Origin of the sequence: Pseudomonas sp. Bout1 (assembly GCF_034314165.1) — a bacterium.
Taxonomy (GTDB): domain Bacteria; phylum Pseudomonadota; class Gammaproteobacteria; order Pseudomonadales; family Pseudomonadaceae; genus Aquipseudomonas.
Genome location: NZ_JAVIWK010000001.1, coordinates 4069370 through 4093218, shown reverse-complemented (window position 1 = coordinate 4093218; position 23849 = coordinate 4069370). Strand labels below are relative to the sequence as shown.

The following is a 23849-nucleotide window of genomic DNA, read 5'->3' as shown; positions in this document are numbered from 1 at the left end:
TTTTCACCGCACGTATTGAATCGGGACCGGGTACATGTCACTTCGCCTTATCGTCAGCGCCGCGTTTGCGCTGTTCGCCATCACCGCACAGGCAGAAGGTCCCGCCTCGGCGATCTCTTACACCCGTGATATTCAGCCGATCTTCACCGAAAAATGCGTGGCCTGCCACGCCTGCTATGACTCGGCCTGCCAGCTCAACCTGGGCAGCGCCGAAGGCGCCGCACGCGGCGCAACCAAAGTGCCGGTGTACGACGGCGAGCGCAGCCAGGCCAGCCAGCCCACGCGCTTGTTCTATGACGCGTTCGGCAAGGCCGCCTGGCGACAGAAGGACTTTTACTCGGTACTCGACGCCCAGGGCAGCCAGGCCGCGCTGATGGCACGCATGCTGGAGCTGGGGCATAACGCGCCGTTGCAGCCTAACGCCAAGCTGCCCGACGACATCATGCTGGGCCTGAACCGCGCAAACACCTGCCCGATGCCGGGCGAGTTCAATGCCTACGCAGGTAGCCACCCCAAGGAAGGCATGCCCCTGGCGGTCACCGGCCTGACCGACCAGCAATACCAGACCCTGCAACGCTGGTTGGCCTCTGGTGCTCCGATCGATGAGCAGGGCCTGGCACCGAGTGCCCAGGAAGCCTTGCAAGTGCAGCAATGGGAAAACCTGTTCAACCAGCCTGGCGCCCGAGAAAGCCTGGTGGCCCGTTGGTTGTTCGAGCACCTGTTCCTCGCCCACATTTACTTTGAAGGCGGCGAGCCGGGGCATTTTTTCCAGTGGGTACGCTCGCGCACCCCCAGCGGCCAGCCGATCGACCTGATCAACACCCGCCGCCCCAACGATGACCCGGGCACCCAGGTGTACTACCGCCTGTGGCCGGTGCAGGGGGTGATCGTGCACAAGACCCATATCACCTATCCGTTCAGCGCCGCAAAAATGGCCCGGATCAAGTCGCTGTTCTATGCCGATGACTGGCAGGTGCACGCGTTGCCGGGCTATGGGCCGGGCCGGCGGGCCAACCCGCTCGAGACCTTCGAGGCGATTCCGGTCAAGGCGCGTTACCAGTTTATGCTCGATAACGCCGAATACTTCGTACGCACCTTCATTCGCGGGCCCGTGTGCCGGGGGCAAATCGCCACCGACGTAATCCGCGACAACTTCTGGACCCTGTTCCAGGACCCTGACCATGACCTTTACATCACCGATGCCCGTTACCGGGGCCAGGCCACGCCGCTGCTGGCGATGCCGGGGCAGATTGACGATGTAGGCAGCGTGTTCAGCCTTTGGCTCAAATACCGCGATAAACGCAACGAGTACGAAGCGCTGCGCCGGGACAGTTATGCCGACCTGCCGCCGCCGGGCTGGGCTTCGCTGTGGGCGGGTAACGACAACGCCTTGTTGAGCATTTTCCGCCACTTTGACAGTGCGTCGGTGACCAAGGGCTTGATCGGCGAAGTGCCTCAGACAATGTGGCTGTTCGACTATCCGCTGCTGGAGCGCACCTATTACCAGTTGGCGGTGAATTTCGATGTGTTCGGCAACGTGTCCCATCAGGCGCAGACGCGCCTGTATTTCGACCTGATCCGCAACGGCGCCGAGCAGAACTTCCTGCGCTTGATGCCGGCGGATTCGCGCGATGACTTCCTCGACGACTGGTACCAGAACAGCGGCAAGGTAAAGCTGTGGCTGGATTACGAAGCCATCGACGACGACAAGCCCACGGGCCTTACGCTCGATGAAAAAGACCCCAAGCGCGACTTTGCCAACCAACTGCTGGCCCGTTACGGCGACTTGAACGCCAGCCCGGACCCGATCAACCGGTGTGTCAGCGCCTACTGCTCGCGCGCCGGCATCGACCCGGCGCTGCAGGACGCCGAGCAAGCCCTGAGCCGCCTGACAAATCGCCCGGCAGCAGGGCTGAAGGTAATCGACCAGTTGCCGGAAGCGACCATGCTGCGTATTGAAACCCGCAGCGGAAAACGCGAGATCTACAGCCTGTTGCGCAACCGCGCCCACAGCAACGTGGCCTTCTTGCTGGGCGAGGCTTACCGCTATCAGCCGGGCCTGGACACCGTGACCCTCTATCCCGGTGTGTTGAGCAGCTACCCGAACTTCATGTTCAACATCCCGGCCGAGCAAGTGCCGGAGTTTGTCGCCGCCATGGAGAACGCCAAGGGCGCCAATCGTTTCGAAAAAATCGTCGACCGCTGGGGCATTCGCCGCAGCCATCCGCAGTTCTGGCAGTACTTCCACGACCTGTCGCAGTACATCCGCGAAACCACGCCGGTGGAAGAGGGCGTGCTGGACATGAACCGCTACGAGAATCTTTGATCGACCTTTGACCGTCGGTGACTGTCCCAAACCATAGGCACCTGAAGAGCAGGTGCCGGTGGAGGGGAGAGCGGGTCGACGATGTTGATTTCAGTACAGGCATTGCGTGCCCTGGCGGCCTGGACCGTGGTGGGTCATCACTTCATGCAGATTTTCTTCGGTTTTCAGGCTGACTCGGCGCTGGGCCATCTGTTTGTAGACAAAGGCGCGGCGGGCGTGGACGTGTTTTTTGTCATCAGTGGCCTGGTGATCTTCCTCTCAACCGAGAACAAACAGCTGCCACCGTGGCGATTCCTGCTGTATCGACTGCTGCGAATCGTCCCGGCCTACTGGTTCTACACGGTATTGATGGCGTTGCTGGTGGTGTTTGCCCGGCCGGTGCTGCCCGACCAGAGCGTCGATGCGAGTCATGTGTTGATGTCCTTGCTGTTCATACCCGCCGAAAATCCCGGTGGTTATGGGGTGTACCCGACCTTGAACGTCGGTTGGACCCTGAACTACGAAATGCTTTTCTACGTGCTGTTTGCCTGGGCGCTGCTGTTTCGTCGGCAGTGGCGAGTGCTGGTGGTCGGCGCGTTGCTGTTCGCGGTGTGCCAGGCCTGGACCGCGTTTGGCTGGATCAGCGACTTCTATCGTTCGGACATCGTGTATGAGTTTTTGCTGGGGATCGGCATCGGCATGCTCTACCGAAAGGGCTGGATCCGCCCCGGTCTGTGGCTGCCGCTGGCGGGAATTGCCGGGGCGCTGCTGGCAATTTATCACTGGCCCGCCTCGCCGCGAGCCCTGGCCTGGGGTTTGCCGAGTGCGGTGCTGGTGGTGGCGTGTATTGCCATGGAGCGCTATTTCGAGCGTAGCCGGCTGCTCAAGGTGATGGGGGATTGTTCCTACTCGGTCTACCTGATGCACGTGCTGGTGCTGTCGGCGGGTGGTTTTGTCGCCCAGCGCTATGGAATCAATGCCTACGTGATGCTTGGCGTGTGTGTGGTGCTGATTGCCCTTGGATCGCTGGCCAGCTACCACTGGTTGGAAAAGGGCAGCTATCGCCGGCTCAAGGGCTGGTTCGATGGCGACCAACGGATGATTCTTTCCCGACAAAAATACTAGGACTTTGTACCTCTGCAATGATTTGGCGTAAACTGCCGGCAAGCCTGCGAGGAGTTTCCATGACCGCCATAACCATTACCGACGCCGCCCACGATTACCTGGCTGATCTGCTGTCGAAGCAGAACACCCCCGGTATCGGCATCCGCGTCTTTATCACCCAGCCCGGCACCCAGTACGCTGAGACGTGCATTGCCTACTGCAAGCCGGGGGAAGAAAAACCTGAAGATACGGCGCTGGGGCTGAAGAGCTTCACGGCGTATATCGATGCGTTCAGCGAAGCGTTCCTTGACGATGCGGTGGTTGATTACGCCACGGATCGTATGGGCGGCCAGCTGACCATCAAGGCACCGAACGCCAAGGTGCCGAACGTTAATGCGGACAGTCCGATTAACGAGCGTATCAATTATTACCTGCAGACCGAGATCAATCCCGGGCTGGCGAGCCACGGTGGTCAGGTGAGCCTGATTGATGTGGTGGATGATGGTATTGCTGTTTTGAAGTTTGGTGGCGGTTGCCAAGGCTGCGGCCAGGCGGACGTGACCTTGCGTGAAGGGATTGAGCGTACGCTGCTTGAGCGGGTTCCGGAGCTTAAGGGTGTGCGGGATGTGACTGACCATACGCAGAAAGAAAACGCCTACTACTAAGGGTGTTCGCTGCGGATGTGGAAAAACGGCGCCCCGTGAGCGCCGTTTTTTTATGGTTTGGATTCAGTGGGTTACGTTAGGTTTGTGAGGTTTTGGGTTAGGTATGTTGTGTACATATGCGTTGCTGCGGTAACGGCCGCTTATGGTTCCGCGCTTACCCGCTCCACCGTGCCTGCTTGCGGCCATCGTGGTTAACGGGGCCCGCAGATCAAGATCAAAAGCAGATCAAAGCACGCAGCCTCGCTGGCGCTCGACAGCTGCTACGGGTGGGGTGGCTCTGCTTTTCTGTGGGAGCTGGCTTGCCTGCGATGCAGGCACCTCGGTGCATCAGGTACACCCTCAGCCAGCTCCCACATTTGAACCGCGGAACCCATCGAAGCCATCACCTAAATAACGGATATGTACACCACCACCACCACCCTCAGGGCCGATACAAATGCGCATGCCCCGCGCGATACAACGACGACTCACCAAAACTGTCACTGGCCAAAACCCGACCCACCAGAATCAACGCCGTACGCCGAAACCCCTTGGCCGCCACCTTCCCGGCAATGTCCGCCAGTGTACCAATGGCCCAATCCTGATCCGGCCAGGTCGCCCGATGCACCACCGCAATCGGACAATCCTCCCCATAGTGAGGCACCAACTCAGCCACGATTCTCTCCAAATGATTCACCCCCAAGTGAATCGCCATGGTCGTCCCATGCTGCGCCAGGCTACTGAACGCCTCACCCGCAGGCATCGCCGTCTTATCCGCATACCGCGTCAAAATCACGCTCTGGGCGATGTCCGGCAACGTAAGTTCAGCTTCCAGCAACGCCGCACAGGCCGCCACCGCTGTCACCCCGGGAATGATCTGAAAGGCAATCCCCAGCGCCCGCAAATGCCGAATCTGCTCCCCAATCGCCCCATACAAACTCGGATCCCCGGAATGCACCCGCGCCACATCCTGGCCTTTTTGATGGGCCGTCTGGATCAGCTCGATGATCTGTTCCAGATGCAACTCGGCACTGTTGACCACCAATTCAGCCTGATGCCCCTCAAGCACCGCCGCTGGCACCAGAGAACCGGCATAGATAATCACCGGGCAACTGCGAATCAGCCGCTGCCCTTTGACAGTGATCAGTTCCGGGTCGCCTGGGCCTGCGCCGATGAAGAAGACAGTCATGGATACATTCCTGTAGAAAAAAGCACGCGAGCAACCCCCCAGATGAAGATTGCTCATGATCGAAGCTGACGATTATCGGGACTTCAGCCGGCGCAAGCCAATGCAAAGGTAGCCATCGCGGTTTTTTTGCGGGTGACCAACAACGTTGCAGGGCGTTGGGATAGGTGTTCTGCCAGGGCCAAGGCGGCACTTTCAGCGATGCCATAGCAGCCAGTGTGCACAAAGACGGTGTCGGACTTATGGCTTAATTGGCCTTCATACGGCGCCAGTTGCGCCGCACTGAAAAACCTCAGCGGCAGCTTCAAAACCTGCGCCAGCGCCAGCAACCCCGGCTCATCCTGCTTGCGGTCAAGACTGGCCAGCGCTGTAATGCGCTGGCGCTCAACGCCACTCTCTGCGAGGGCAGCGTTGAAAAGGTCAAGCAGGGCGTCGACAGAACAACCCCGCTGGCAACCCAGGCCAACCGCCAGGATCATGCCGAATACTGGCCGTCACGGTTGCGGCGAAACAACCAGGCACTGATCAAGCCCAGCGCCAGCCAGAACGCGACGTTGGTCAACTGCGAGGCAATCTTGAACTGTGCTTCCAGCGCCTCGGGCGCCAGCATCGAGTGGACTTCAGGCTGTGGCGCACCAATCACATGAGGCACTGCCAGAATCGCCACGCCCAGCACTTTCAACAGCCAGTTGCGACCGAACACGATCAGCGCGATACCGGCAGCGGTAGAACCCGCCGTGCCGATCCACCAGATCTGCCGTTGTGCCAGATCCGCAGCAGCAGTCCCCGGCAACTCAGGCGGCAAACCAAGGGTCGGCGCCAGAACGAAGGTGGCGTAACCGGCCAGGCCCCAGAGCAGGCCTTGAGCCGTGCGGGTCGGCGCACGCAGTGTGTACAGGCCGGCGAGCATCAGGGCAAAACCCACTGCGACCACCAGGTTGCCGCCAGTGGTCGACAGCACACGCTGCCAGCCATCTTCCGGCTCCCAGGCTTCGGCGTCGTGGGTGTGGGCCGTGGCGTTGGCATGCTCATGCACTTCGGTGGCGGCCGGGGCGTTTTCAAAGGTTTCCGCCTGCAGAATCAGCGGTGCGACCCAAAAGCTTTGCAGCAAGGTCAGCAACAGGGCGGCCAAAAGACCCGTGAAACCTGCGGTTTGGGCAATACGCTTGATCATCTCGGCAGGCCTCAGTGGCACGGGAACGCGGCGCTGTGGCGGGTATCGTGAGCGGCGTTGTGCACCGCTTCGATGTGCGAGAACCCGGCAAAATACACCAGGCACGCGCCAAGGATCGATGCGCCAATGGCGGCAGTCAGGCGTTGGCTCAGGGTGGCGGTGGTGCTGGCGGTAGAGGCGGTGCTGCTGATGATCGACATGGCGCGTCCCTTCAAGGTTTCAGGGTGCACGAGCGCATGAAAACCCCGCGAGCCAGGCACGCAGGGTTTCGAACAGCGCCCGCCCACCGCGGGTTTGTTATCTGATTTTTTCGGGCCGGTCTCCGGGCTTGCGAGGGGCTTTTGGCCTTCAAAGCATCACCTTCCCATGCCGTAGAGACACAGTGGATTTGATGCTTCACTCGCTTACCGTTGCGGGGGCAGCACCGGACTCGTCACGGCCTTGAATTAAGGCACATGACTCACCGGTTTCCCGTTTCACCCTGTGAAGGGCACCCGAAACAAGATGTGTAGGAGAGCATGGGCGGGCGATGGGCGTCAAATCGCCGGCTTACGCCCAGCGCTTGAACAGCACGCTGGCGTTCACGCCACCAAACCCGAACCCATTGGAGATCGCGTATTCAATCGGCAATGGTCGGGCTTGGCCACGGACCATATCCAGTCCGCTGGCAGCGGGGTCCGGGTTGTCCAGGTTGAGGGTGGCCGGGGCGATCTGGTCGCGCAGGGCGAGCACGGTGAATATCGCCTCAATCCCGCCCGCTGCGCCCAACAAGTGGCCGGTGGCGGACTTGGTGGCGCTGATCGCGACACTGGAATTGGCTCCGAACAGCGAATTGATCGCCGCCAACTCGCCATTGTCGCCCACGGGTGTCGACGTGGCATGCGCGTTCAAATGCTGGATCTGTACCGCGCTGATCCCCGCCTGTGCAATCGCCAGTTCCATCGCCCGACGGGCTCCCGAGCCATCTTCCGGCCCCGAAGTCATGTGATAGGCGTCGGCACTGGTGCCGTAGCCCACCAACTCTGCAATAGGCGTCGCGCCCCGAGCCAGTGCATGCTCCAGTTCCTCGATCACCAACAACCCGGCCCCTTCGCCCATCACAAACCCGTCGCGGCCTTGGTCAAACGGGCGCGAGGCCAGTGCCGGCGTGTCGTTGTAACCGTGCGACAGCGCACGCGCGGCCGCAAACCCGCCAAGACTCACCCGGTGAATACACGCTTCGGCGCCGCCACACACGGCGATGTCTATCTCGCCTGCGCGGATCATGCGTGCGGCATCACCAATCGCCTGTACGCCGGCGGCGCACGCGGTGACGGGGGAGCCGAGCGGGCCTTTCAACTGATGCTGGATCGACACGTGCCCGGCGGCCATGTTGCCGAGGAATGACGGAATCGTGAACGGCGACAGGCGGCGCGGGCCTTTGTTGTCAGCGGTCCGAACGGCCTCGGCGATCGCCGGGAAACCGCCCACTCCGGAAGCAATAATGGTTGCGGTACGTTCCTGTTGCGCTGGCGTTTGCGGGCTCCAGCCAGCCTGCGCCAGGGCTTCCTGGGCGGCGGCCAGGGCAAACACGATGAACCGATCCATCTTGCGCTGTTCTTTCGCCGGGATGACAGTGTCCGGGTCAAACCCGGCTTCCGGGTCCTGGGCACGGTTCAGAACTTGGCCGCCAATGCTGATTGCCAGGTCGCCGACCAATTCCTCGGGTAGCCTGCGGATGCCGGACTCACCTGCCAGCAGGCGTTTCCAGGTCTGTTCCACGCCGGTTCCCAGCGGGGTCACTGCACCCATGCCGGTCACAACAATTCGCTTACTCATGATCGCTTAGCTCCGCAAATTTCAGGTTGGTAGCAATGCATGGACGAAGCTATCATCATGAAAGTAACATCGGATAGCTTAAATTTTCGGGCTCGCCCACAGAGGAACTGCAATGCAACGTACGTCGCTGGTTAACGCCGAATGCCCGGTAGCGCGCGCAGTGGAAAGGGTCGGCGAGTGGTGGAGCATCCTGATCATGCGCGATGCGCTGCAAGGCTTGCGGCGCTTTGACGAGTTTTCCCAGAGCCTGGGGATCGCCCCCAATATGCTCACGCGCCGGCTCAACAGCCTGGTGGAAGCGGGGCTGCTTGCGCGCCAGCAATACAGCGAGCGGCCGCCGCGTTTTGAGTACGTGCCGACGCCGGCTGGCGAGGATTTTCGCGTGGTAATCATGGCATTCATCGGCTGGGGCAACCGCCATTTCGCCACCGAAGGTGAAAGCCTGCAGTTGGTCGACCGCGAAACCCGGCGCCCGGTGGAGGTGGCCGTGGTAGATGCCGACGGTGCGCGCGTGTCCGTCGAGCAATGCAGCGTTCAAGCCGGGCCAGCAGCGAGCGAGGGCATGCTGGAGCGCCTGGCGCTGATTCGCTCCAAACGTTCGGACGTTGACCCGTCCCCGCGCACTGCGTAGCCTTGCACCTTCGAGGTTCTTTGGCCCAGGCCGAAGCTAAGAAGGGAACGCGGTCGATGCCGCGGCTGCCCCCGCAACTGTAAAGGGTTCATCTGACTGCCACGCCACTGCCTGAACCAGGCGGGAAGGCGCAGCCAGCGCCGGCCTCACTGCCGGCAAGCCCCAAGCCAGGAGACCTGCCTCGCAACCGATTTTCTACTTCAACCGGGCGGGGTGATCCGGTGGCGAATTCTGCTTCTGCGCACCCGCGCAGGGCCACTCGTCCCGTATGCCCGCCCCAAAGGGCATCCGATGAAAACACTGGCCAAACTCCCCGTCACCATCGTCACCGGCTTCCTTGGCTCGGGCAAGACCACCTTGCTGCGCCACATGCTGGACAACGCCCAGGGGCGCCGCATCGCGGTGATCGTCAACGAGTTCGGTGAGTTGGGCATTGACGGTGAAATCCTCAAGCAATGCTCCATCGGCTGCACTGAAGAAGAAGCCAACGGCCGCGTCTACGAATTGGCCAATGGCTGCCTGTGCTGCACGGTCCAGGAAGAGTTCTTCCCGGTGATGCGCGAACTGGTGGCCCGTCGCGGCGACCTCGACCATATCCTCATCGAAACCTCGGGCCTGGCCCTGCCAAAGCCGTTGGTTCAGGCATTCCAGTGGCCGGAAATCCGCAGCGCCTGCACCGTTGACGCGGTGATCACCGTGGTCGACAGCCCGGCCGTGGCCGCCGGCACCTTCGCCGCCTTCCCGGACCAGGTCGATGCCCAGCGCAAACTCGACCCGAACCTGGACCACGAATCGCCGCTGCACGAGCTGTTCGCCGACCAACTGGCCAGCGCCGATCTGGTGATCCTCAACAAGTGCGACCTGATCAGCCCTGAAGACCTGGCCCGTGTGCGCCTGGAGGTGGCTGAAGAGCTGCCGCCAGCGGTAAAAGTCATCGAAGCCAGCAGCGGTCGCCTGCCACTGGACGTGTTGATCGGCCTGGGCGCAGGCTCCGAAGAGCACATCGACGGCCGCCACAGCCACCACGACCATCACCACGAAGGTGAGGACGACCACGATCACGATGCCTTCGACTCCATCTCCATCGAACTGCCCCAGGCCGACGAAAGCCTGCTGCTGGACGCCCTGGCCCAACTGGTGGTGCAGCACGGCATCCTGCGGGTCAAAGGCTTCGCGGCGATCCCGAACAAGCCGATGCGCCTGCTGATCCAGGGCGTGGGCACCCGTTTCGACAAGCACTTCGACCGCGCCTGGCGCGCCGATGAGCCACGTGCCACGCACTTGGTGCTGATCGGCCAAGAACTGGACGCCACCTTGCTCGAAGCGCAATTGCGCGCTGCCCTCAGCGTCTGACCCATGCACCTGCTCAGGACCCAGCCCGGCGGTTTCGTTTCGGATGACAACATTGCCGACCTTGGCCAAACCCCCGCCGAGCTGGTGATCCTGTGCAGCGGCGATTCCAGCCTGGCGCTGCTGGCCGAAGCGGCCCAGCAGTTGCCCGAGGATTACCCGAGCCTGCGCCTGGCCAACCCGATGCAGGTGCAAAACCATGCGTCGGTCGACTTGTACGTGGACGAGGTGCTGCGCCACGCCAAGGTCATCCTGATTTCGCTGCACGGTGGTATCGGTTATTGGCGTTATGGTATCGAGCGCCTGGTGGAGTTGGCCGAACGCGGTGTGCAGTTGATCCTGGTGCCGGGGGATGATCGGCCAGACCCTGAACTCAGCGGCCTCAGCACCGTGGATGCCGAGGCGCGCGACCGGCTTTGGCAGTTCCTGCGCCAGGGCGGCCTGGGTAACGCGCTGGATTTCTATCGTTGCCTGGCGGCTGGCTACCTCGGCCGCGATTACGCCTGGAGCGAGCCGCAAACCTTGCCGCGCACGGCGATTTATCACCCGCACAAAGCCAATGCCCGTCTCAACGATTGGCAGGCCGATTGGCAGCCTGATTTTCCGGTGGCGGCGGTGCTGTTCTACCGCTCGCACTTGCAGGCAGCCAACACCGGTTTTATCGATGTTTTTTGCCAACGCTTGCAGGCGGCGGGGTTGAACCCATTGCCGATGGCAGTGGCCAGTTTGAAAGAGCCCGGCTGCCTGACGGTGGTTGAAGACCTGCTGGACGAAGTGCACGCCGCGGTGATTCTGAACACCACAGGCTTCGCTCAATCCAGCCCCGAAGCACCGCACCTGCGGCCGTTTCGGCGCAATATCCCGGTGATCCAGGCGATTTGCGCCCAAGACAACGAACCCGGCTGGCAAGCCAGCGAGCAAGGCCTGGGCCCGCGCGACCTGGCGATGCACATTGCCTTGCCGGAACTGGACGGGCGCATCATCAGCCGGCCCATCAGCTTCAAGGACCTGGCCTGGCGCAGCGAGCGCAGCCAATCCGATGTGGTGTGCTACCGCGCGCAGCCGGAGCGTATGGATTTTGTCGCCGAACTGGCGCGGCGCTGGGTCGAACTGGCGCGGGTGCCGAACGCCGAAAAGCGCATCGCGCTGATCCTCGCCAACTACCCGACGCGGGACGGGCGTATCGGCAACGGCGTGGGCCTGGATACGCCAGCCGCCGCACTGAATATCCTGCGAGCATTAAAGATTGAAGGTTATCCGCTGCCGGACGTATTGCCGGACAGCGGCACGGCGTTGATCCAGGCGTTGTTGGGTGGTGTCAGCAACGACCTGGACAGCCTGGACCTGCGTCCGTGCCACCAAAGCCTGGCGCTGGACGACTACGAGGCGATGTTCAACCGCTTGCCCGAATCCAATCGCCAGGCGGTATTGGCACGTTGGGGTACGCCACACACCGATCCGATGTTTCGCGATGGGCGCATGATGATCGCCGGCCTGCGCTTTGGCCTGACCTTCGTCGGCATCCAGCCAGCCCGGGGCTACCAGGTGGATGCCAGCGCGGTCTACCACGATCCGGACCTGGTGCCGCCACACGGCTACCTCGCGTTTTACTTCTGGTTGCGCCAGACCTACGACGCCCATGGCGTGATCCACGTCGGCAAACACGGCAACCTGGAGTGGCTGCCGGGCAAGGGCGTCGGGCTTTCGGAACATTGCTGGCCAGACGCATTGCTGGGGCCGCTGCCGAATATCTACCCGTTTATCGTCAACGACCCGGGCGAGGGCGCCCAGGCCAAGCGCCGCACCCAGGCGGTGATCATCGACCACCTGATGCCGCCGCTCACCCGCGCCGAAACCTATGGCCCGCTGCGTGACCTGGAGCTGTTGGCCGACGAGTATTACGAAGCGCAATTGCTTGACCCACGGCGTGCCCGCGAGCTGCAAAAAGACATCCTCAAGCTGGTGCGGGAAACCCGGATTGACCAGGAGCTGGCGCTGGACGAAAACCTCGACAGCGACGCCGATGCCGCGATCTGGCTGCCGCGCCTGGACACTTACCTGTGTGACTTGAAGGAATCGCAGATTCGCGATGGCCTGCACATCTTCGGTGAATCGCCTGAAGGCCGCTTGCGCATCGACACCTTGCTGGCGTTGTTGCGCATCCCCCGTGGCGACGGGCGCGGGCCGCAATCGAGCCTGCTGCGGGTGCTGGCCAAGGCTTTTGAACTGGTCTTCGACCCGCTGGATTGCGCCCTGGCCGAACCGTGGACCGGGCGCCGCCCGCTGGTGTTGCAGAAGATCGACACGCAATTATGGCGCACCGCCGGTGACACCCGTGAGCGCCTGGAATTGTACGCCGCGCGGCTGATCGAGCAGGCACTGGAAGGCCCGGTGGAACAGCTTGAAGAGCCGGGCTGGGAGGACGTAAAAGCGCTGATCGAGAACCTGCGCATCGTCGTCGCACCGCGCCTGGATGCCTGCGGCCCGGCGGAAATGCGTGGCTTGCTCGATGCCCTGGGCGGGCGTTTTGTGCCAGCAGGGCCGAGCGGCGCGCCGAGCCGGGGCCGCCTGGACGTGTTGCCCACCGGTCGCAATTTTTTCTCGGTGGATGTGCGCAACCTGCCCACCACCACCGCCTGGCGCATCGGCTTCCAGTCGGCGAACCTGATTCTTGAGCGCCACCTGCAAGACCACGGCGACCACCTGCGCCAGCTGGGCCTGTCGGTGTGGGGCACCGCCACCATGCGCACCGGCGGCGATGACATCGCCCAGGCCATGGCGCTGATGGGCGTGCGCCCGGTGTGGGCCACGGGCAGCCAGCGGGTGGATGACTTTGAAATCCTGCCGATCAGCCTGCTGGACCGCCCGCGTGTGGACGTGACCTTGCGCGTGTCAGGGTTCTTCCGCGACGCGTTTGCCAACCTGATCCGCCTGTTCGACGCGGCAGTGCAAGCCGTGGCGGCGCTGGACGAACCCGACGACATGAACCCGCTGGCGGCCAAGGTACGCAGCGAGCGCGAAGCGTTGCGCCTGTCGGGCCTGGACGAAGAAGCGGCGGCGAAGCAGGCCGGCTGGCGGATCTTCGGCGCCAAGCCCGGTGCCTACGGTGCCGGCGTGCAGGGCGCAATTGACGGGCGCTTGTGGCAGAGCCGCGAAGACCTGGCCGAGGTTTACCTGAACTGGGGCGGCTACGCGTATGGCGGCGCCGACGAAGGTACCGCCGCCCGCGAACAGTTTGCCCAGCGTTTGAGCCAGGTGCAGGCGGTGTTGCAGAACCAGGACAACCGCGAGCACGACCTGCTCGACTCCAATGATTACTACCAGTTCCAGGGCGGCATGCTCGCCGCCGTGGAAACCCTGAGCGGCGACAAGGCCGCCAGTTATCATGGCGACCACAGCCAGCCGGACCTGCCGAAGGTGCGCACGCTGAAGGAAGAGTTGAACCGGGTGATTCGTGCCCGGGCGGCCAACCCGAAGTGGATCGAAGGGGTCAAGCGCCACGGCTACAAAGGTGCGTTCGAGATGGCGGCCACCGTGGATAATCTGTTCGCGTTCGACGCCACGACGGCGCTGATCGACGATCATCAATACGCGTTGCTGGCCGATGCCTACTTGCTCGACCCGCACACCCGCGCCTTTGTGCAGCAGCACAACCCGGATGCCCTGCGGGACATGACCGAGCGCATGCTCGAAGCCCAGCAGCGCGGCATGTGGCAGGAGCCCGGGGCGTACCGCGAGGCGTTGGAAAACCTGTTGTTGGATATAGAAGAAGGCAGTTGATGACCGACCTCCCGCATTTCCCGCTGTCTGCCGTTGTCGGCGCCGAGGACCTGAAACTGGCCCTGTGCCTGACCGCCATCGACCCGAAGATCGGCGGTGTGCTGATCGAAGGCCCACGTGGCATGGCCAAGTCTACCCTGGCCCGTGGCCTGGCCGACCTGCTCGCCAGCGGCCAGTTCGTCACGCTGCCGTTGGGCGCCACCGAGGAACGGTTGGTCGGCACCCTTGATCTGGACGCCGCGCTGGGCGAAGGCCGCGCACAGTTCTCCCCCGGTGTGCTGGCCAAGGCTGACGGCGGCGTGCTCTATGTCGATGAAGTCAACTTGCTGCCTGATCACCTGGTGGACCTGCTGCTGGATGTGGCCGCCAGCGGCACCAACCTGATCGAGCGCGACGGCATCTCCCACCGGCATTCGGCGCGCTTTGTGCTGATTGGCACCATGAACCCGGAAGAGGGCGAGTTGCGCCCGCAACTGCTCGACCGGTTTGGCTTCAACGTGGCGTTGAGCGGGCACACCCAGCCGGCCGAGCGCGGGCAGATCATCCGTCGCCGGCTGGACTTCGACAGCGACCCTCAAGGTTTTTGCACGCAATGGGCCGACCAGCAAGCCGCGTTGCGGGAGCGTTGCACCCAGGCGCGGGCGTTGTTGGACAGTATCCCACTGGATGACCAGGCGCTGGCGCAGATTACCGAGCGCTGCTTCGCCGCAGGCGTCGATGGCTTGCGCGCCGACCTGGTCTGGCTGCGCGGCGCCCGTGCCCATGCTGCCTGGCGCGGCGCGGCAGCTATCAGCGAAGAAGATATCGAAGCCGTTGCGGAGTTCGCCCTGCGCCATCGTCGCCAGGCGCAGTCACCGCCTTCGACACCGCCCGATGGCGGTCAATCACCCAAGCCCAACGATTCGCCGGAAGGCCAGGGCCAATGGGGCGACATGCCCGCGCCCGCTTTGCCAATAGGCGCTCGCCGAGAGGTGCCCACCTGGCCAAAAAAGCCCTAGGCATTCGCCCCAAATCTGACGCGGGGGCGGATGCACGGCCCAAGGCGGGTCGGCTGAACAAGGGCAGGCGAGGGCAGGCACGCAGCGCGACCGAAGGTTCGATCAACTGGCCGGGCAGCCTGCTCGGCGGGCGGCCGCAACGCCGTGAAGACCTGCTGTATCAACTGCGTAGCCGTACGCCCCATGAACTATGGCTGGTGATTGTCGATGCGTCTGCCTCCACCCGGCGGCATCAGGCGCTGAGTGATGCCAAGGGGCTGCTGGCCCAGTTGTTTGACGATGCCTACCGGCAGCGGGCGCGTATGGCGTTGCTTACGGTGAGCGGGCAATCGCCAAAGTGGCAGGTGCAGGGATTGAAGGCGGCCAAAGGGCTCAATCACTGGCTTGACGGGCTCGGTGCGGGCGGCGGCACGCCATTGCTCGCGGCGCTGAACGAAGCGGGGCATTGGTTGGCAGCACGGCGCAAGCGTTATCCGGCAGAGCAGCAGCGTGTGCTGGTGGTCACCGATGGGCGGCTGAAGGATGTGGCGGGGTTGCCGCCGCTGGACTGCCCGGGCTTGCTGGTGGATATCGAGCGGGGCGCCATTCGGCTGGGGCGCGCCAAGCAGTTGGCTGGCGGGTTACAGATTGATTATCGGCATATCGATAGTTTGTAGACGGAAAAACTCAATTGGGAAGCACCCTGCTTGTAAAGAGGAACCTTCTGACATTAATCGCTGATAGCTACTCTTTACTCTCTGGTCTCTCGTAGAACCAGAGATTCAAGGAATGACCTCCAGCGTATTACCCAGTTTTTTCTTCGACCACAGCCGCCACAAACTCACCGTTCGCGACGTGAATGCTGTGCTCGACGTTCTTGCCTTCGAGGGCACCGAAGGCCTGAGCGAACTGTTCAGCTACCGTATCGAGTTCACCTGCATCGACGGTGACATCGCCGCTGAAATAATGCTCGGTCAAAACGCCACGTTCAGCTTGTACGGCGCACCGCACAAACCGCCGATGCGCCGCTACATCCCGCCGGTTACCGGCCCATTGCGCACGCTGCATGGCGTGGTCACCGGCTTCAAACGCCTGTCGGGTTCTGCTGATGAAGCCCGCTACGAAATTACCCTGGAACCGCACTTTGCCCTGCTGCGTCACGGCCGACAGTTTCGCATCTACCAACACCAGGCAGTCCCGCAAATTGTCGAAAGCATCCTGCGCAGCCGCCACGACTTTGAAGGCCAGGACTTCTTCTTCAACCTCGTACGCGAATACCCCAAGCGCCAACAGGTCATGCAATACGGCGAAAGCGACCTGGCCTTCATCAGCCGCCTGCTGGCCGATGTGGGCATCTGGTACCGCTTCACCCGCGACGAACGCCTGAACATCGACGTGGTGGAATTCCACGACGACCAACGTCATTACCAGTTCAATGTCGAGCTTGCCTACCGCCCGCCCTCCGGCCTCAGCAGCACCGGCCAAGACGGCGCGTGGAACCTGCAATCCAGCCATCAGGTGGTGGAGCAGCGCGTCAATATCCGCACCTACCATCACCGCGTGGCCACCGCCCACTTGAACGGCGAGATCGACCAAACCCGTGGCGCCCGCGGCACCTATGGCGAGGCTTACCACTACGCCGAACCCTACACAGAAATGGGCGACCGTTACGCCTATGACGAAGACCTGCTAAGTGAAAGTGGCTACTTTTACGCCCGGTTGCGCCACGAGCGTTACCTCAACGGCCAGACGCAACTCAGCGGCGTCAGCAGCAGCGCCACCTTGGCGCCCGGCCAGGTACTCAAAATATCCGGCGGCGCGCCACAGGCCTTTGCCGCCGGCGCGGTGATCACCCAACTGACCACCCGCGCCGCCCGCGACCGCAGTTTCGACGTCAGCTTCAAGGCCATTCCCTACTCGGAAACCGTATGTTTTCGTCCGGAGCTGAAAGACAAACCGCAAATCGCCGGCACCCTCCCGGCCCGCGTCACCAGCCCGCAGGCCAACGACCCTCACGCCGAAATCGACCTGGAAGGGCGCTACTGCGTGAACTTCCTGTTCGACCGCGACACCTGGAAACCCGGCCAGGAAAGTATGTGGCTGCGCCTGGCGCGTCCGTACGCGGGCGATACCCACGGCCTGCACCTGCCACTGATTGCCGGCACCGAAGTGGCCATCGCCTTCGAACAAGGCGACCCGGACCGGCCCTACATCGCCCATGCCTTGCACGACAGCGAACACGTGGATCACGTGACCTTGCGCAACTACAAACGCAACGTGCTGCGCACACCGTCCAACAACAAATTGCGCATGGACGACACGCGGGGGCAGGAGCACGTAAAGCTCAGTACTGAGCACAGTGGCAAGAGCCAGTTGAATCTTGGGCATTTGGTGGATGCCAAGCGCGAAAAACGCGGGGAAGGGTTTGAGCTGCGCACTGACGGATGGGGAGCGATCCGGGGCGGGAAGGGACTGTTTATCAGTGCTGATGAGCAGACTAAGGCCTGTGGCAATGTACTGACCATGGAACCGGCTTCCAGTCAGGTTCAGGGTGCGAAACAGCAAATCGCCGACTGGCGGGAAATCGCTCAAGCGCACCATAGCCGCCAGCCCGCGATTGACGGTTTGCAGCGGCTTCAGGACAGTGCCAAAGACCTGAACGCTTCCGCCATCCTGTTCAGCGCCCCCAAGGGCATTGTCGCGGTGACACCGGCCAGCCTGCTGCTTAAAAGCAGCGAGGCGCTGTACGTGCAAAGCAACGACGAGATCAACCTGGCCGCCGCCCGGCGCCTGTCCCTCCACGCTAACCAGGCCATTTCCCTGCTGGCCCAGCAGGAAGGCATGCGCCTGGTATCCGGTAAGGGGCCGCTGGAAATCGAATCCCACGGCGACGTGTTGAAGCTGATTGCCCAGCAAGACATCACCGCGCAGTCGGTACAGGGCCATCTACAACTAACGGCCAAAAACGGCATCACCCTGGCGTGTGGCGGCGGTTACATCCGCATCACCCCGGCCGGGGCCATTGACATCCACACGCCCGGCAAAATCAATCTCAAGGGGCAGCACGTGTGGGAAACCACGGCCAGCCAGAGTTTTCCGATGCCCGAGTTACCGCAGTCGGTGTGCAAAGAGTGTCTGAAAATTGCTCAAACGCAAGCGTCGGGCGCAGTCATGCGCACCGCCGGCTGAGGGTAGAAAATGCAAGAACACTACACACACTGGATCAAGCAGATAGAAAGCCTGTGCGACTCCGCGAACGTGAAGCATGTCGATGTCTTGGTTGATCAAGCAGCCTGGGATATATCCATACTGCCGACCCTTCGTCTGATGGAACCAGGCCTGTCCTGGGTTTCCTTGTTCAGCGCAACACCAGAAGAAGCACTGCTGACGCAGGCGCCCATTCTGATGCGAATCAACCTCGCCGACTGGCGACACAGAGCCTGGCTGGAAGAGCTGGTTGGAGAGGTTGGGCATCTGCCACGCCTGATGCTGTTGATCTCACCTATGCCGTTTGATGTTCTGGCCAAGTCCCTTCAGGCCCTCTCGCAGCTTGAATGGGGAGGCCAGTCTGGATTGTTGCGCTTCTACGACCCCCGTGTAATGCCTGAGTTGTTGGCCAGTGTATTGAGCCCTGAACAGAAAGAGCAATTTCAGCGCGTAACCCTGTTCTGGAGTTGGCTGGACCGGGACCAGCAGCCTGTTTGGCAGCCTGGCACCTATCGGTCGAACCAGACCTTGGCTGAAACCTTGCCTGCGATCAACTTCGATGACGCTCAATTTGACCGGCTGGGCAGCATCAGTGATGCGCAAAGTTTGTTAGACGTCGCCAGGGCGAAGTTTCCGGACCTTTCCCATGAGCAATGTTTTGTTTATTGCTATCGCGCAGTGCTTCAGGCGAGTCAGGAAAATTACTTCGGCGATTTGAAAGTATACGCAACGCTGCATTTGAGCAGCGTGGATATTGCCTAGCTGAGTGGCGCAGGTGTTTGTGGCGTACGTGAGCGCAAATAAGGAATAACGGATGAGTTATTTAAACGGCAGTACGGTGTGCCAATGGCTGGGCGGTTGTTTGCTTGTGTTACTTGCCGGGTGCTCGCTGGGAGAGTCAAAGTTTTTGGGGGGTAATTTGGGTGGGGTTAATCATACGTCGGCAGCCATTAATTATTTTTTCGTGAATGGCTATGGTGGTCCCAATATATCTCCACATGGCTATGGTGGTGGGATGTGCTGCGCGATGTTGCCAAGGCAATGGCAGCCAGGCCTGAAGCTTAAAGTAGAGTGGGAAACTGATCCTAATCCTTATGCGAAATCTCCGCCTTTAGGCACGGATGAGTTTCGTGCCTTTATGGTCAAGCACAAAGTTAATTACCAGCAACACAGCGCCATCGTGGATCTTCCACCTTATGAAGACAGGCTGTGTGCGTTGGAAGTGCATTTTTTGCCCTGTAATAAAGTCAAAGTATCTACGTCCTGCTGGCGTTACCCCTCACCCAATAGCCCAATCAAGGAACCATTGGAGATGAAGGAGCCAGCCGTATGTTCGAAGTGAAAAACAGCGAATCGGTTTGTGTGCCGGACTTATTTACAAAGGCAGGACGCCTGCCTACTGATCCACAGACGGTTAGCGATAATTACGACCTGCAAATGGCCCGGACGGTGAAGTATCGCCAGAGGTTGAATGCCCGCGCAGGCTGCATCCCAGCTTGTTTTGCGACGTTACGAACTACGGTGCCCATAAGGTCAGACCGAATAAGGAGTAAAGGATGAGCTATTTAAATGGCAGTGCTGTGTGCCAATGGCTGGGCGGTTGTTTGCTTGTGTTACTTGCCGGATGCTCGGTGGGAGAGTCAAAGTTTTTGGGAGGGGATTTGAACGGGGTTAATCATACGTCGGCAGCCATTAATTATTTTTCCGTGAATGGCTATGGTGGTCCCAATATATCTGCACATGGCTATGGTGGTGGGATGTGCTGTGCGATGTTGCCTAGGCAGTGGCAGCCGGGTTTGAAGCTTAAAGTGGAGTGGGAAAGTGATCCGAATTCTAATGCGCGTTTACCCGCTTTAGGAACCGATGCGTACCGAGCCGCGTATGCCATACATAAAACTAATTACCAACAGCACAGCGTAATAGTGGATCTGCCACCATATGAGGAGAGGCTGTGTGCGTTGGAAGTACACTTTCTACCCTGTAATCAAGTCAAGGTATCCACGTCCTGCTGGCGTTACCCCTCACCCAATAGCCCAATCAAGGAGCCATTGGAAATGAAGGAGCCAGCCGTATGTCCGAAGTGAAAAACAGCGAATCAGTTTATGTGCCGGCGTTGTTTCCGAAGGCAGGACGCCTGCCTACTGATCCACAGATGGTTAGCGATAATTACGACCTGAAAATGGACGAGACGGAGCAGTATCGCCAGAGGTTGAATGCCCGCGCAGGCTGCATCCCAGCTTGTTTTGCGACGTTACGAACTGCGGTGCCCATAAGGTCAGACCGAATAAGGAGTAAAGGATGAGCTATTTAAGTGGCAGTGCTGTGTGCCAATGGCTGGGCGGTTGTTTGCTTGTGTTACTTGCCGGATGCTCGCTGGGAGAGTCAAAGTTTTTGGGAGGGGATTTGAACGGGGTTAATCATACGTCGGCGGCCATTAATTATTTTTCCGTGAATGGTTATGGTGGTCCCAATATATCTCCACATGGCTATGGTGGTGGGATGTGCTGTGCGATGTTGCCAAGGCAATGGCAGCCAGGCCTGAAGTTTAAAGTAGAGTGGGAAACTGATCCTAATCCTTATGCGAGGCTCAAGCGTAAACCATCCGGGTACGGCCCTGATGAAGAGGCCTACGCCAAACATAAAGCGAACTACCAACAGCATATCGCCATAGTGGAACTCCCCCCTTATGAAGACAGGCTGTGTGCGTTGGAAGTGCATTTTTTGCCCTGTAATCAAGTCAAGGTATCCACGTCCTGCTGGCGTTACCCCTCACCCAATAGCCCAATCAAGGAACCGTTGGAAATGAAGGAGTTAGCCGTATGTCCGAAGTGAAGAGCAGCGAATCGGTTTATGTGCCGGCCTTATTTCCAAAGGCGGGGCGTCTGCCCAGTGATCCACAGAAGGTAAGCGATAATTACGACCTGCAAATGGCCGAGACGCAGAAGTATCGCCAGGAGTTGAATGCCCAGCGCGGTTTGCGAGGTGCTTCCACCTGTGCCCGTAGCTTGCATATCAGCCTGTTCTTTGACGGTACTAACAACAACGAACCCTACGACACCCGTAAGGCCACACCGCCCCATCCGACCAATATCGCCCGGCTCTACCACGCCAGCCTGGAGCAGCCGGAAGGCGGCTATTTTCGTTATTACATCCCCGGTGTAGGTACTCCCTTCCCCGAAATCGGTGAGCTGGACTTCAGCACGTTCGGTTTGGCCTTCGCCAATCGAGGCGAGGATAGGATCAATTGGGGGTTGTTGCGAATCGCAGATGCGATGTCCTTCGCTCTGAACAACAAACAGGGGTTGGATCTGTCGGTCGCTCAGGCCAAGCTCAAAACAATGGCTACCACTTGGCCACTGACGGCGTTGGGTAAAAACAGCCGACGCCAAGCCATGGCCTCGCTGCTGGAGCCCTTGCGGGTCAAGGTCGCAACCGCGCAACCAAAATTGCTCGCGATCAAGCTGTTCGTCTATGGTTTTTCCCGTGGCGCAGCGGAGGCCCGTACCTTCATTACCTGGTTGAGCGAACTGTTCGATACCCCGGAAGGAGCCGAACACCCTGAGCAGGCACTGCTCGGGATGCCGTTGACCATTGAGTTTCTTGGCCTGCTGGACACCGTGGCTTCGGTGGGCAGCGCCCATGCCGCGCCCTTTGCTGACGGGCATATGGACTGGGCCGATGGCACGCAGCAGTTGCCCGATGTCAAGAAATTCCCCGAGTGGATCAAGGTCTGCCGGCATTTTGTTGCCGCCCACGAACAGCGCTTGTGTTTCCCACTGGACTCGATCCGTTACGCCGACGGTCTTTATCCCCCTTACGCCCGGGAGGTGATCTACCCCGGCGTGCACTCGGATGTGGGCGGCGGTTACCCACCGGGGGATCAGGGCAAGGCCCGAGGCGGTTCCGGCGAGTTGCTGTCGCAGATTGTGCTGCATGACCTGTATGCGGAGGCCTTTGCAGCGGGTGCACCGTTGACGGTCCCTGAGGAAGTGCTGCCGGATAAACTGCGGCAGATTCAACCGGCGCGCAACATGTCGACAGAGACCGACTACGAATTTGCCCTTAATGGGGTACTCATCGACCGCTTCAACGCCTGGCGCAGCACCTTGGGCCTGGCCGAAGAAAGCAACCCACCCACCCCGTCGAACACCGAAGCTTTGCGCCTCGGTCATCCGCTCGAAGACGCCATGGCCGCGCAATTGGCCTGGCTCACCGGATGGCGCATCGAGCGCCTGGCCCGTGGCAGTTATGTCAATCAACCCTTCTTCGGCGAAGCCACGCAAACCAATGCTTCGCTGGAGAAAACCCAAAAGGCTATACGTGACGCCGAGATCGCCGAGGCCAAAAGAAAACGCAAGGAGGCACGTGGTCTCGAGAACGAAGCACAGCTTCTGTTGGGGGCGGCCGGCCCGCCAGCTTACGAGCCGGTAAAGGACCAGCAGCAGATCCGCGAAGCCGCCGTGGAGTTCGAACACGACTACCAGGGTTGGCGGCGCGATCAGAGCAGCGTGCAAGGCTGGGTGCTGGATGTAGCGCTTAGGGACACGGTGTACCTGCTCAATGATGACGACGAGCAACAGGAGTATGAGCAGATCAAGGCCGAGGGTGAAGCGCGCGCCAGGGAGTTGTTTGTTGAAATCGGCAGCAACCTCAATAGATTTCGCGTCAGCGACTCGCCGCAGAAGGCTGCGGTGGTCGCGCTGTTTGATGACCAGGTGCATGACTCGCGTGCCTGGTTTTTACACGACACTACGAGTTCACGGGAGTTGTGGGGGGATTACTTCCGTTACCGCATGGTGTATTTCGAAGGCGAGACCAACAAGCGCATGACCCCGGTGGTGGTGGCTGGGCGTGTGGTGGGCATCGCGCTGGTACTGGGCGGGGTGTACAGCATCCGTCGTCATGGCTGGAAAGGCATGGCGGGCACGTTGGGCGCTGCGTCGGTGGGTTACCAGGTGATCAACGTCGTCAGTGGCAAAGTCGAGCCTTTCCTGCCGGGGGCAGAGAAAATCCTGCAACCGACGTTTGCGATCGGTGAGGTGGTGGCGCAGCAAACGCAAGCCATTATCGAGGGGGAAGAAACCCTGCGCATGCAGAACATGCTGGACTATCTGAAGCGTACTGGCGGCTTGGTCGAGCAGGCCAAGGAGCTGGTGCCATGATGCCGCTGGTACGGGTGGGTGATCCGTTGCGGCCCTTTGGTGGTGAGGTGTTGTCGGGACACTACGAGGCCTTTGGTAAACCTGTGGCCTGTGTAGACGATCGAGCCCCCAGCACAGGCCTTTGAAGGTGGCGCTGAGGCGCTTGAGCGTTTCTGCCGTGAGCGAGAGTTTGACGTGATGATCGAGATCACCCAGGCCTGAATCTGTACGCTGGCACGCCGTCACCACTCAAGCGCTTCAGCCATTGGAAAAGGTCAAACCATGAACATCCGGATCGATCATGAAGGCGCACAAATATGAATGCTTACCTAATCCGCATCAGTGGTGTGTTGTTGTTAATGCTTGGTTTCAGCGGCTGGGCTCAGAACCGGACACTGTTACCACCACCGAATGGCGAACAGGTCAGCGTTACGGTAAAGCTCCCCCAGAATCTTGCAGCAGAGGCCATGCGGGTGATGCCCCGTCCGGAAAAATACCCAATCAGACGCTCGATGCCAGAGTGACGTGTATG

General features: G+C 60.7%; 21 protein-coding genes, 1 pseudogene and 2 riboswitches. Of the genes and pseudogenes, 17 read left to right on the top strand and 5 right to left on the bottom strand.

The features are described 5' to 3' along the window. Nucleotides 1-34 precede the first annotated feature (34 nt). The 3 genes from RGV33_RS19020 to nfuA all read left to right on the top strand — a co-directional run bounded on the left by RGV33_RS19020 (nucleotide 35) and on the right by nfuA (nucleotide 4074). Entirely contained in the window at nucleotides 35-2326 is a 2292-nt protein-coding gene (locus RGV33_RS19020; RefSeq protein WP_322145615.1) for a fatty acid cis/trans isomerase, read from the top strand. 81 nt (nucleotides 2327-2407) lie between these two features. Further along, complete coding sequence (locus RGV33_RS19015; RefSeq protein WP_322145614.1) at nucleotides 2408-3430, top strand: acyltransferase; 1023 nt, start codon at nucleotides 2408-2410, stop codon at nucleotides 3428-3430. Nucleotides 3431-3489: 59 nt separating this feature from the next. Beyond that, a complete protein-coding gene (gene nfuA / locus RGV33_RS19010; RefSeq protein WP_003210817.1) occupies nucleotides 3490-4074 on the top strand; it encodes a Fe-S biogenesis protein NfuA in 585 nt (194 codons plus the stop codon). A 421-nt stretch (nucleotides 4075-4495) separates the two neighbouring features. Here nfuA and cobM read toward each other — a convergent pair whose 3' ends face one another. From cobM to fabF, 5 genes are all read right to left on the bottom strand, one after another. After that, entirely contained in the window at nucleotides 4496-5242 is a 747-nt protein-coding gene (gene cobM / locus RGV33_RS19005; protein WP_322145613.1) for a precorrin-4 C(11)-methyltransferase, read from the bottom strand. A gap of 83 nt (nucleotides 5243-5325) precedes the next feature. After that, nucleotides 5326-5718 (bottom strand): cobalamin biosynthesis protein, encoded by a 393-nt coding sequence (locus tag RGV33_RS19000; protein WP_322145612.1) that lies wholly within the window; start codon nucleotides 5716-5718, stop codon nucleotides 5326-5328. Then, nucleotides 5715-6413 (bottom strand): CbtA family protein, encoded by a 699-nt coding sequence (locus RGV33_RS18995; RefSeq protein WP_322145611.1) that lies wholly within the window; start codon nucleotides 6411-6413, stop codon nucleotides 5715-5717. Before RGV33_RS18995 ends, RGV33_RS19000 begins: the two co-directional genes overlap by 4 nt. Nucleotides 6414-6424: 11 nt before the next feature. Then, the gene (locus RGV33_RS18990) at nucleotides 6425-6613 is read right to left on the bottom strand and encodes a CbtB domain-containing protein (RefSeq protein WP_003217883.1); all 189 of its coding nucleotides are present in this window, start codon (nucleotides 6611-6613) and stop codon (nucleotides 6425-6427) included. A gap of 95 nt (nucleotides 6614-6708) precedes the next feature. Continuing rightward, nucleotides 6709-6926: riboswitch (cobalamin riboswitch) on the bottom strand. A 36-nt stretch (nucleotides 6927-6962) separates the two neighbouring features. Next, on the bottom strand, nucleotides 6963-8231 hold the full coding sequence (fabF, locus tag RGV33_RS18985) for a beta-ketoacyl-ACP synthase II (protein ID WP_322145610.1): 1269 nt from the start codon (nucleotides 8229-8231) through the stop codon (nucleotides 6963-6965). Nucleotides 8232-8343: 112 nt separating this feature from the next. On the opposite strand from fabF, the gene RGV33_RS18980 reads away from it, so the two are divergent. From RGV33_RS18980 to RGV33_RS18915, 14 genes and pseudogenes are all read left to right on the top strand, one after another. Next, complete coding sequence (locus tag RGV33_RS18980) at nucleotides 8344-8862, top strand: helix-turn-helix domain-containing protein (protein ID WP_322145609.1); 519 nt, start codon at nucleotides 8344-8346, stop codon at nucleotides 8860-8862. Next, a riboswitch (cobalamin riboswitch) is annotated at nucleotides 8859-9061 on the top strand. (Overlaps the previous gene by 4 nt.) Before the next feature lie 92 nt (nucleotides 9062-9153). Then, on the top strand, nucleotides 9154-10215 hold the full coding sequence (gene cobW, locus RGV33_RS18975; RefSeq protein ID WP_322145608.1) for a cobalamin biosynthesis protein CobW: 1062 nt from the start codon (nucleotides 9154-9156) through the stop codon (nucleotides 10213-10215). A 3-nt stretch (nucleotides 10216-10218) separates the two neighbouring features. Beyond that, nucleotides 10219-13992, top strand: coding sequence for a cobaltochelatase subunit CobN (cobN, locus tag RGV33_RS18970; protein WP_322145607.1), 3774 nt, complete (start codon nucleotides 10219-10221; stop codon nucleotides 13990-13992). Then, nucleotides 13992-14990, top strand: a complete 999-nt coding sequence (locus RGV33_RS18965) for an ATP-binding protein (protein WP_322145606.1) — start codon at nucleotides 13992-13994, stop codon at nucleotides 14988-14990. Before cobN ends, RGV33_RS18965 begins: the two co-directional genes overlap by 1 nt. 53 nt (nucleotides 14991-15043) lie before the next feature. Next, on the top strand, nucleotides 15044-15646 hold the full coding sequence (locus RGV33_RS18960; protein WP_322148705.1) for a vWA domain-containing protein: 603 nt from the start codon (nucleotides 15044-15046) through the stop codon (nucleotides 15644-15646). Between the two features lie 112 nt (nucleotides 15647-15758). Beyond that, complete coding sequence (locus tag RGV33_RS18955; protein WP_322145605.1) at nucleotides 15759-18158, top strand: type VI secretion system tip protein VgrG; 2400 nt, start codon at nucleotides 15759-15761, stop codon at nucleotides 18156-18158. Nucleotides 18159-18167: 9 nt separating this feature from the next. Beyond that, nucleotides 18168-18938 carry a DUF4123 domain-containing protein gene (locus RGV33_RS18950; RefSeq protein WP_322145604.1) on the top strand — a complete coding sequence of 257 codons (771 nt, stop codon included), beginning with the start codon at nucleotides 18168-18170 and terminating at the stop codon, nucleotides 18936-18938. A gap of 52 nt (nucleotides 18939-18990) precedes the next feature. Then, entirely contained in the window at nucleotides 18991-19518 is a 528-nt protein-coding gene (locus RGV33_RS18945; protein ID WP_322145603.1) for a DUF3304 domain-containing protein, read from the top strand. Nucleotides 19519-19732: 214 nt separating this feature from the next. Next, complete coding sequence (locus RGV33_RS18940; RefSeq protein WP_322145602.1) at nucleotides 19733-20260, top strand: DUF3304 domain-containing protein; 528 nt, start codon at nucleotides 19733-19735, stop codon at nucleotides 20258-20260. Beyond that, nucleotides 20248-20478 (top strand): hypothetical protein, encoded by a 231-nt coding sequence (locus tag RGV33_RS18935; protein ID WP_322145601.1) that lies wholly within the window; start codon nucleotides 20248-20250, stop codon nucleotides 20476-20478. The genes RGV33_RS18940 and RGV33_RS18935 overlap by 13 nt, the downstream gene beginning before the upstream one ends. Further along, on the top strand, nucleotides 20475-21008 hold the full coding sequence (locus RGV33_RS18930) for a DUF3304 domain-containing protein (protein WP_322145600.1): 534 nt from the start codon (nucleotides 20475-20477) through the stop codon (nucleotides 21006-21008). Before RGV33_RS18935 ends, RGV33_RS18930 begins: the two co-directional genes overlap by 4 nt. Then, nucleotides 20996-23338, top strand: a complete 2343-nt coding sequence (locus RGV33_RS18925) for a DUF2235 domain-containing protein (RefSeq protein ID WP_322145599.1) — start codon at nucleotides 20996-20998, stop codon at nucleotides 23336-23338. The genes RGV33_RS18930 and RGV33_RS18925 overlap by 13 nt, the downstream gene beginning before the upstream one ends. Next, nucleotides 23335-23445: pseudogene (locus RGV33_RS18920) on the top strand (PAAR domain-containing protein); the annotation flags it as partial. The gene RGV33_RS18925 and the pseudogene RGV33_RS18920, both read left to right, overlap by 4 nt. Nucleotides 23446-23634: 189 nt before the next feature. Then, a complete protein-coding gene (locus RGV33_RS18915) occupies nucleotides 23635-23841 on the top strand; it encodes a hypothetical protein (protein WP_322145598.1) in 207 nt (68 codons plus the stop codon). Nucleotides 23842-23849: the final 8 nt, after the last annotated feature.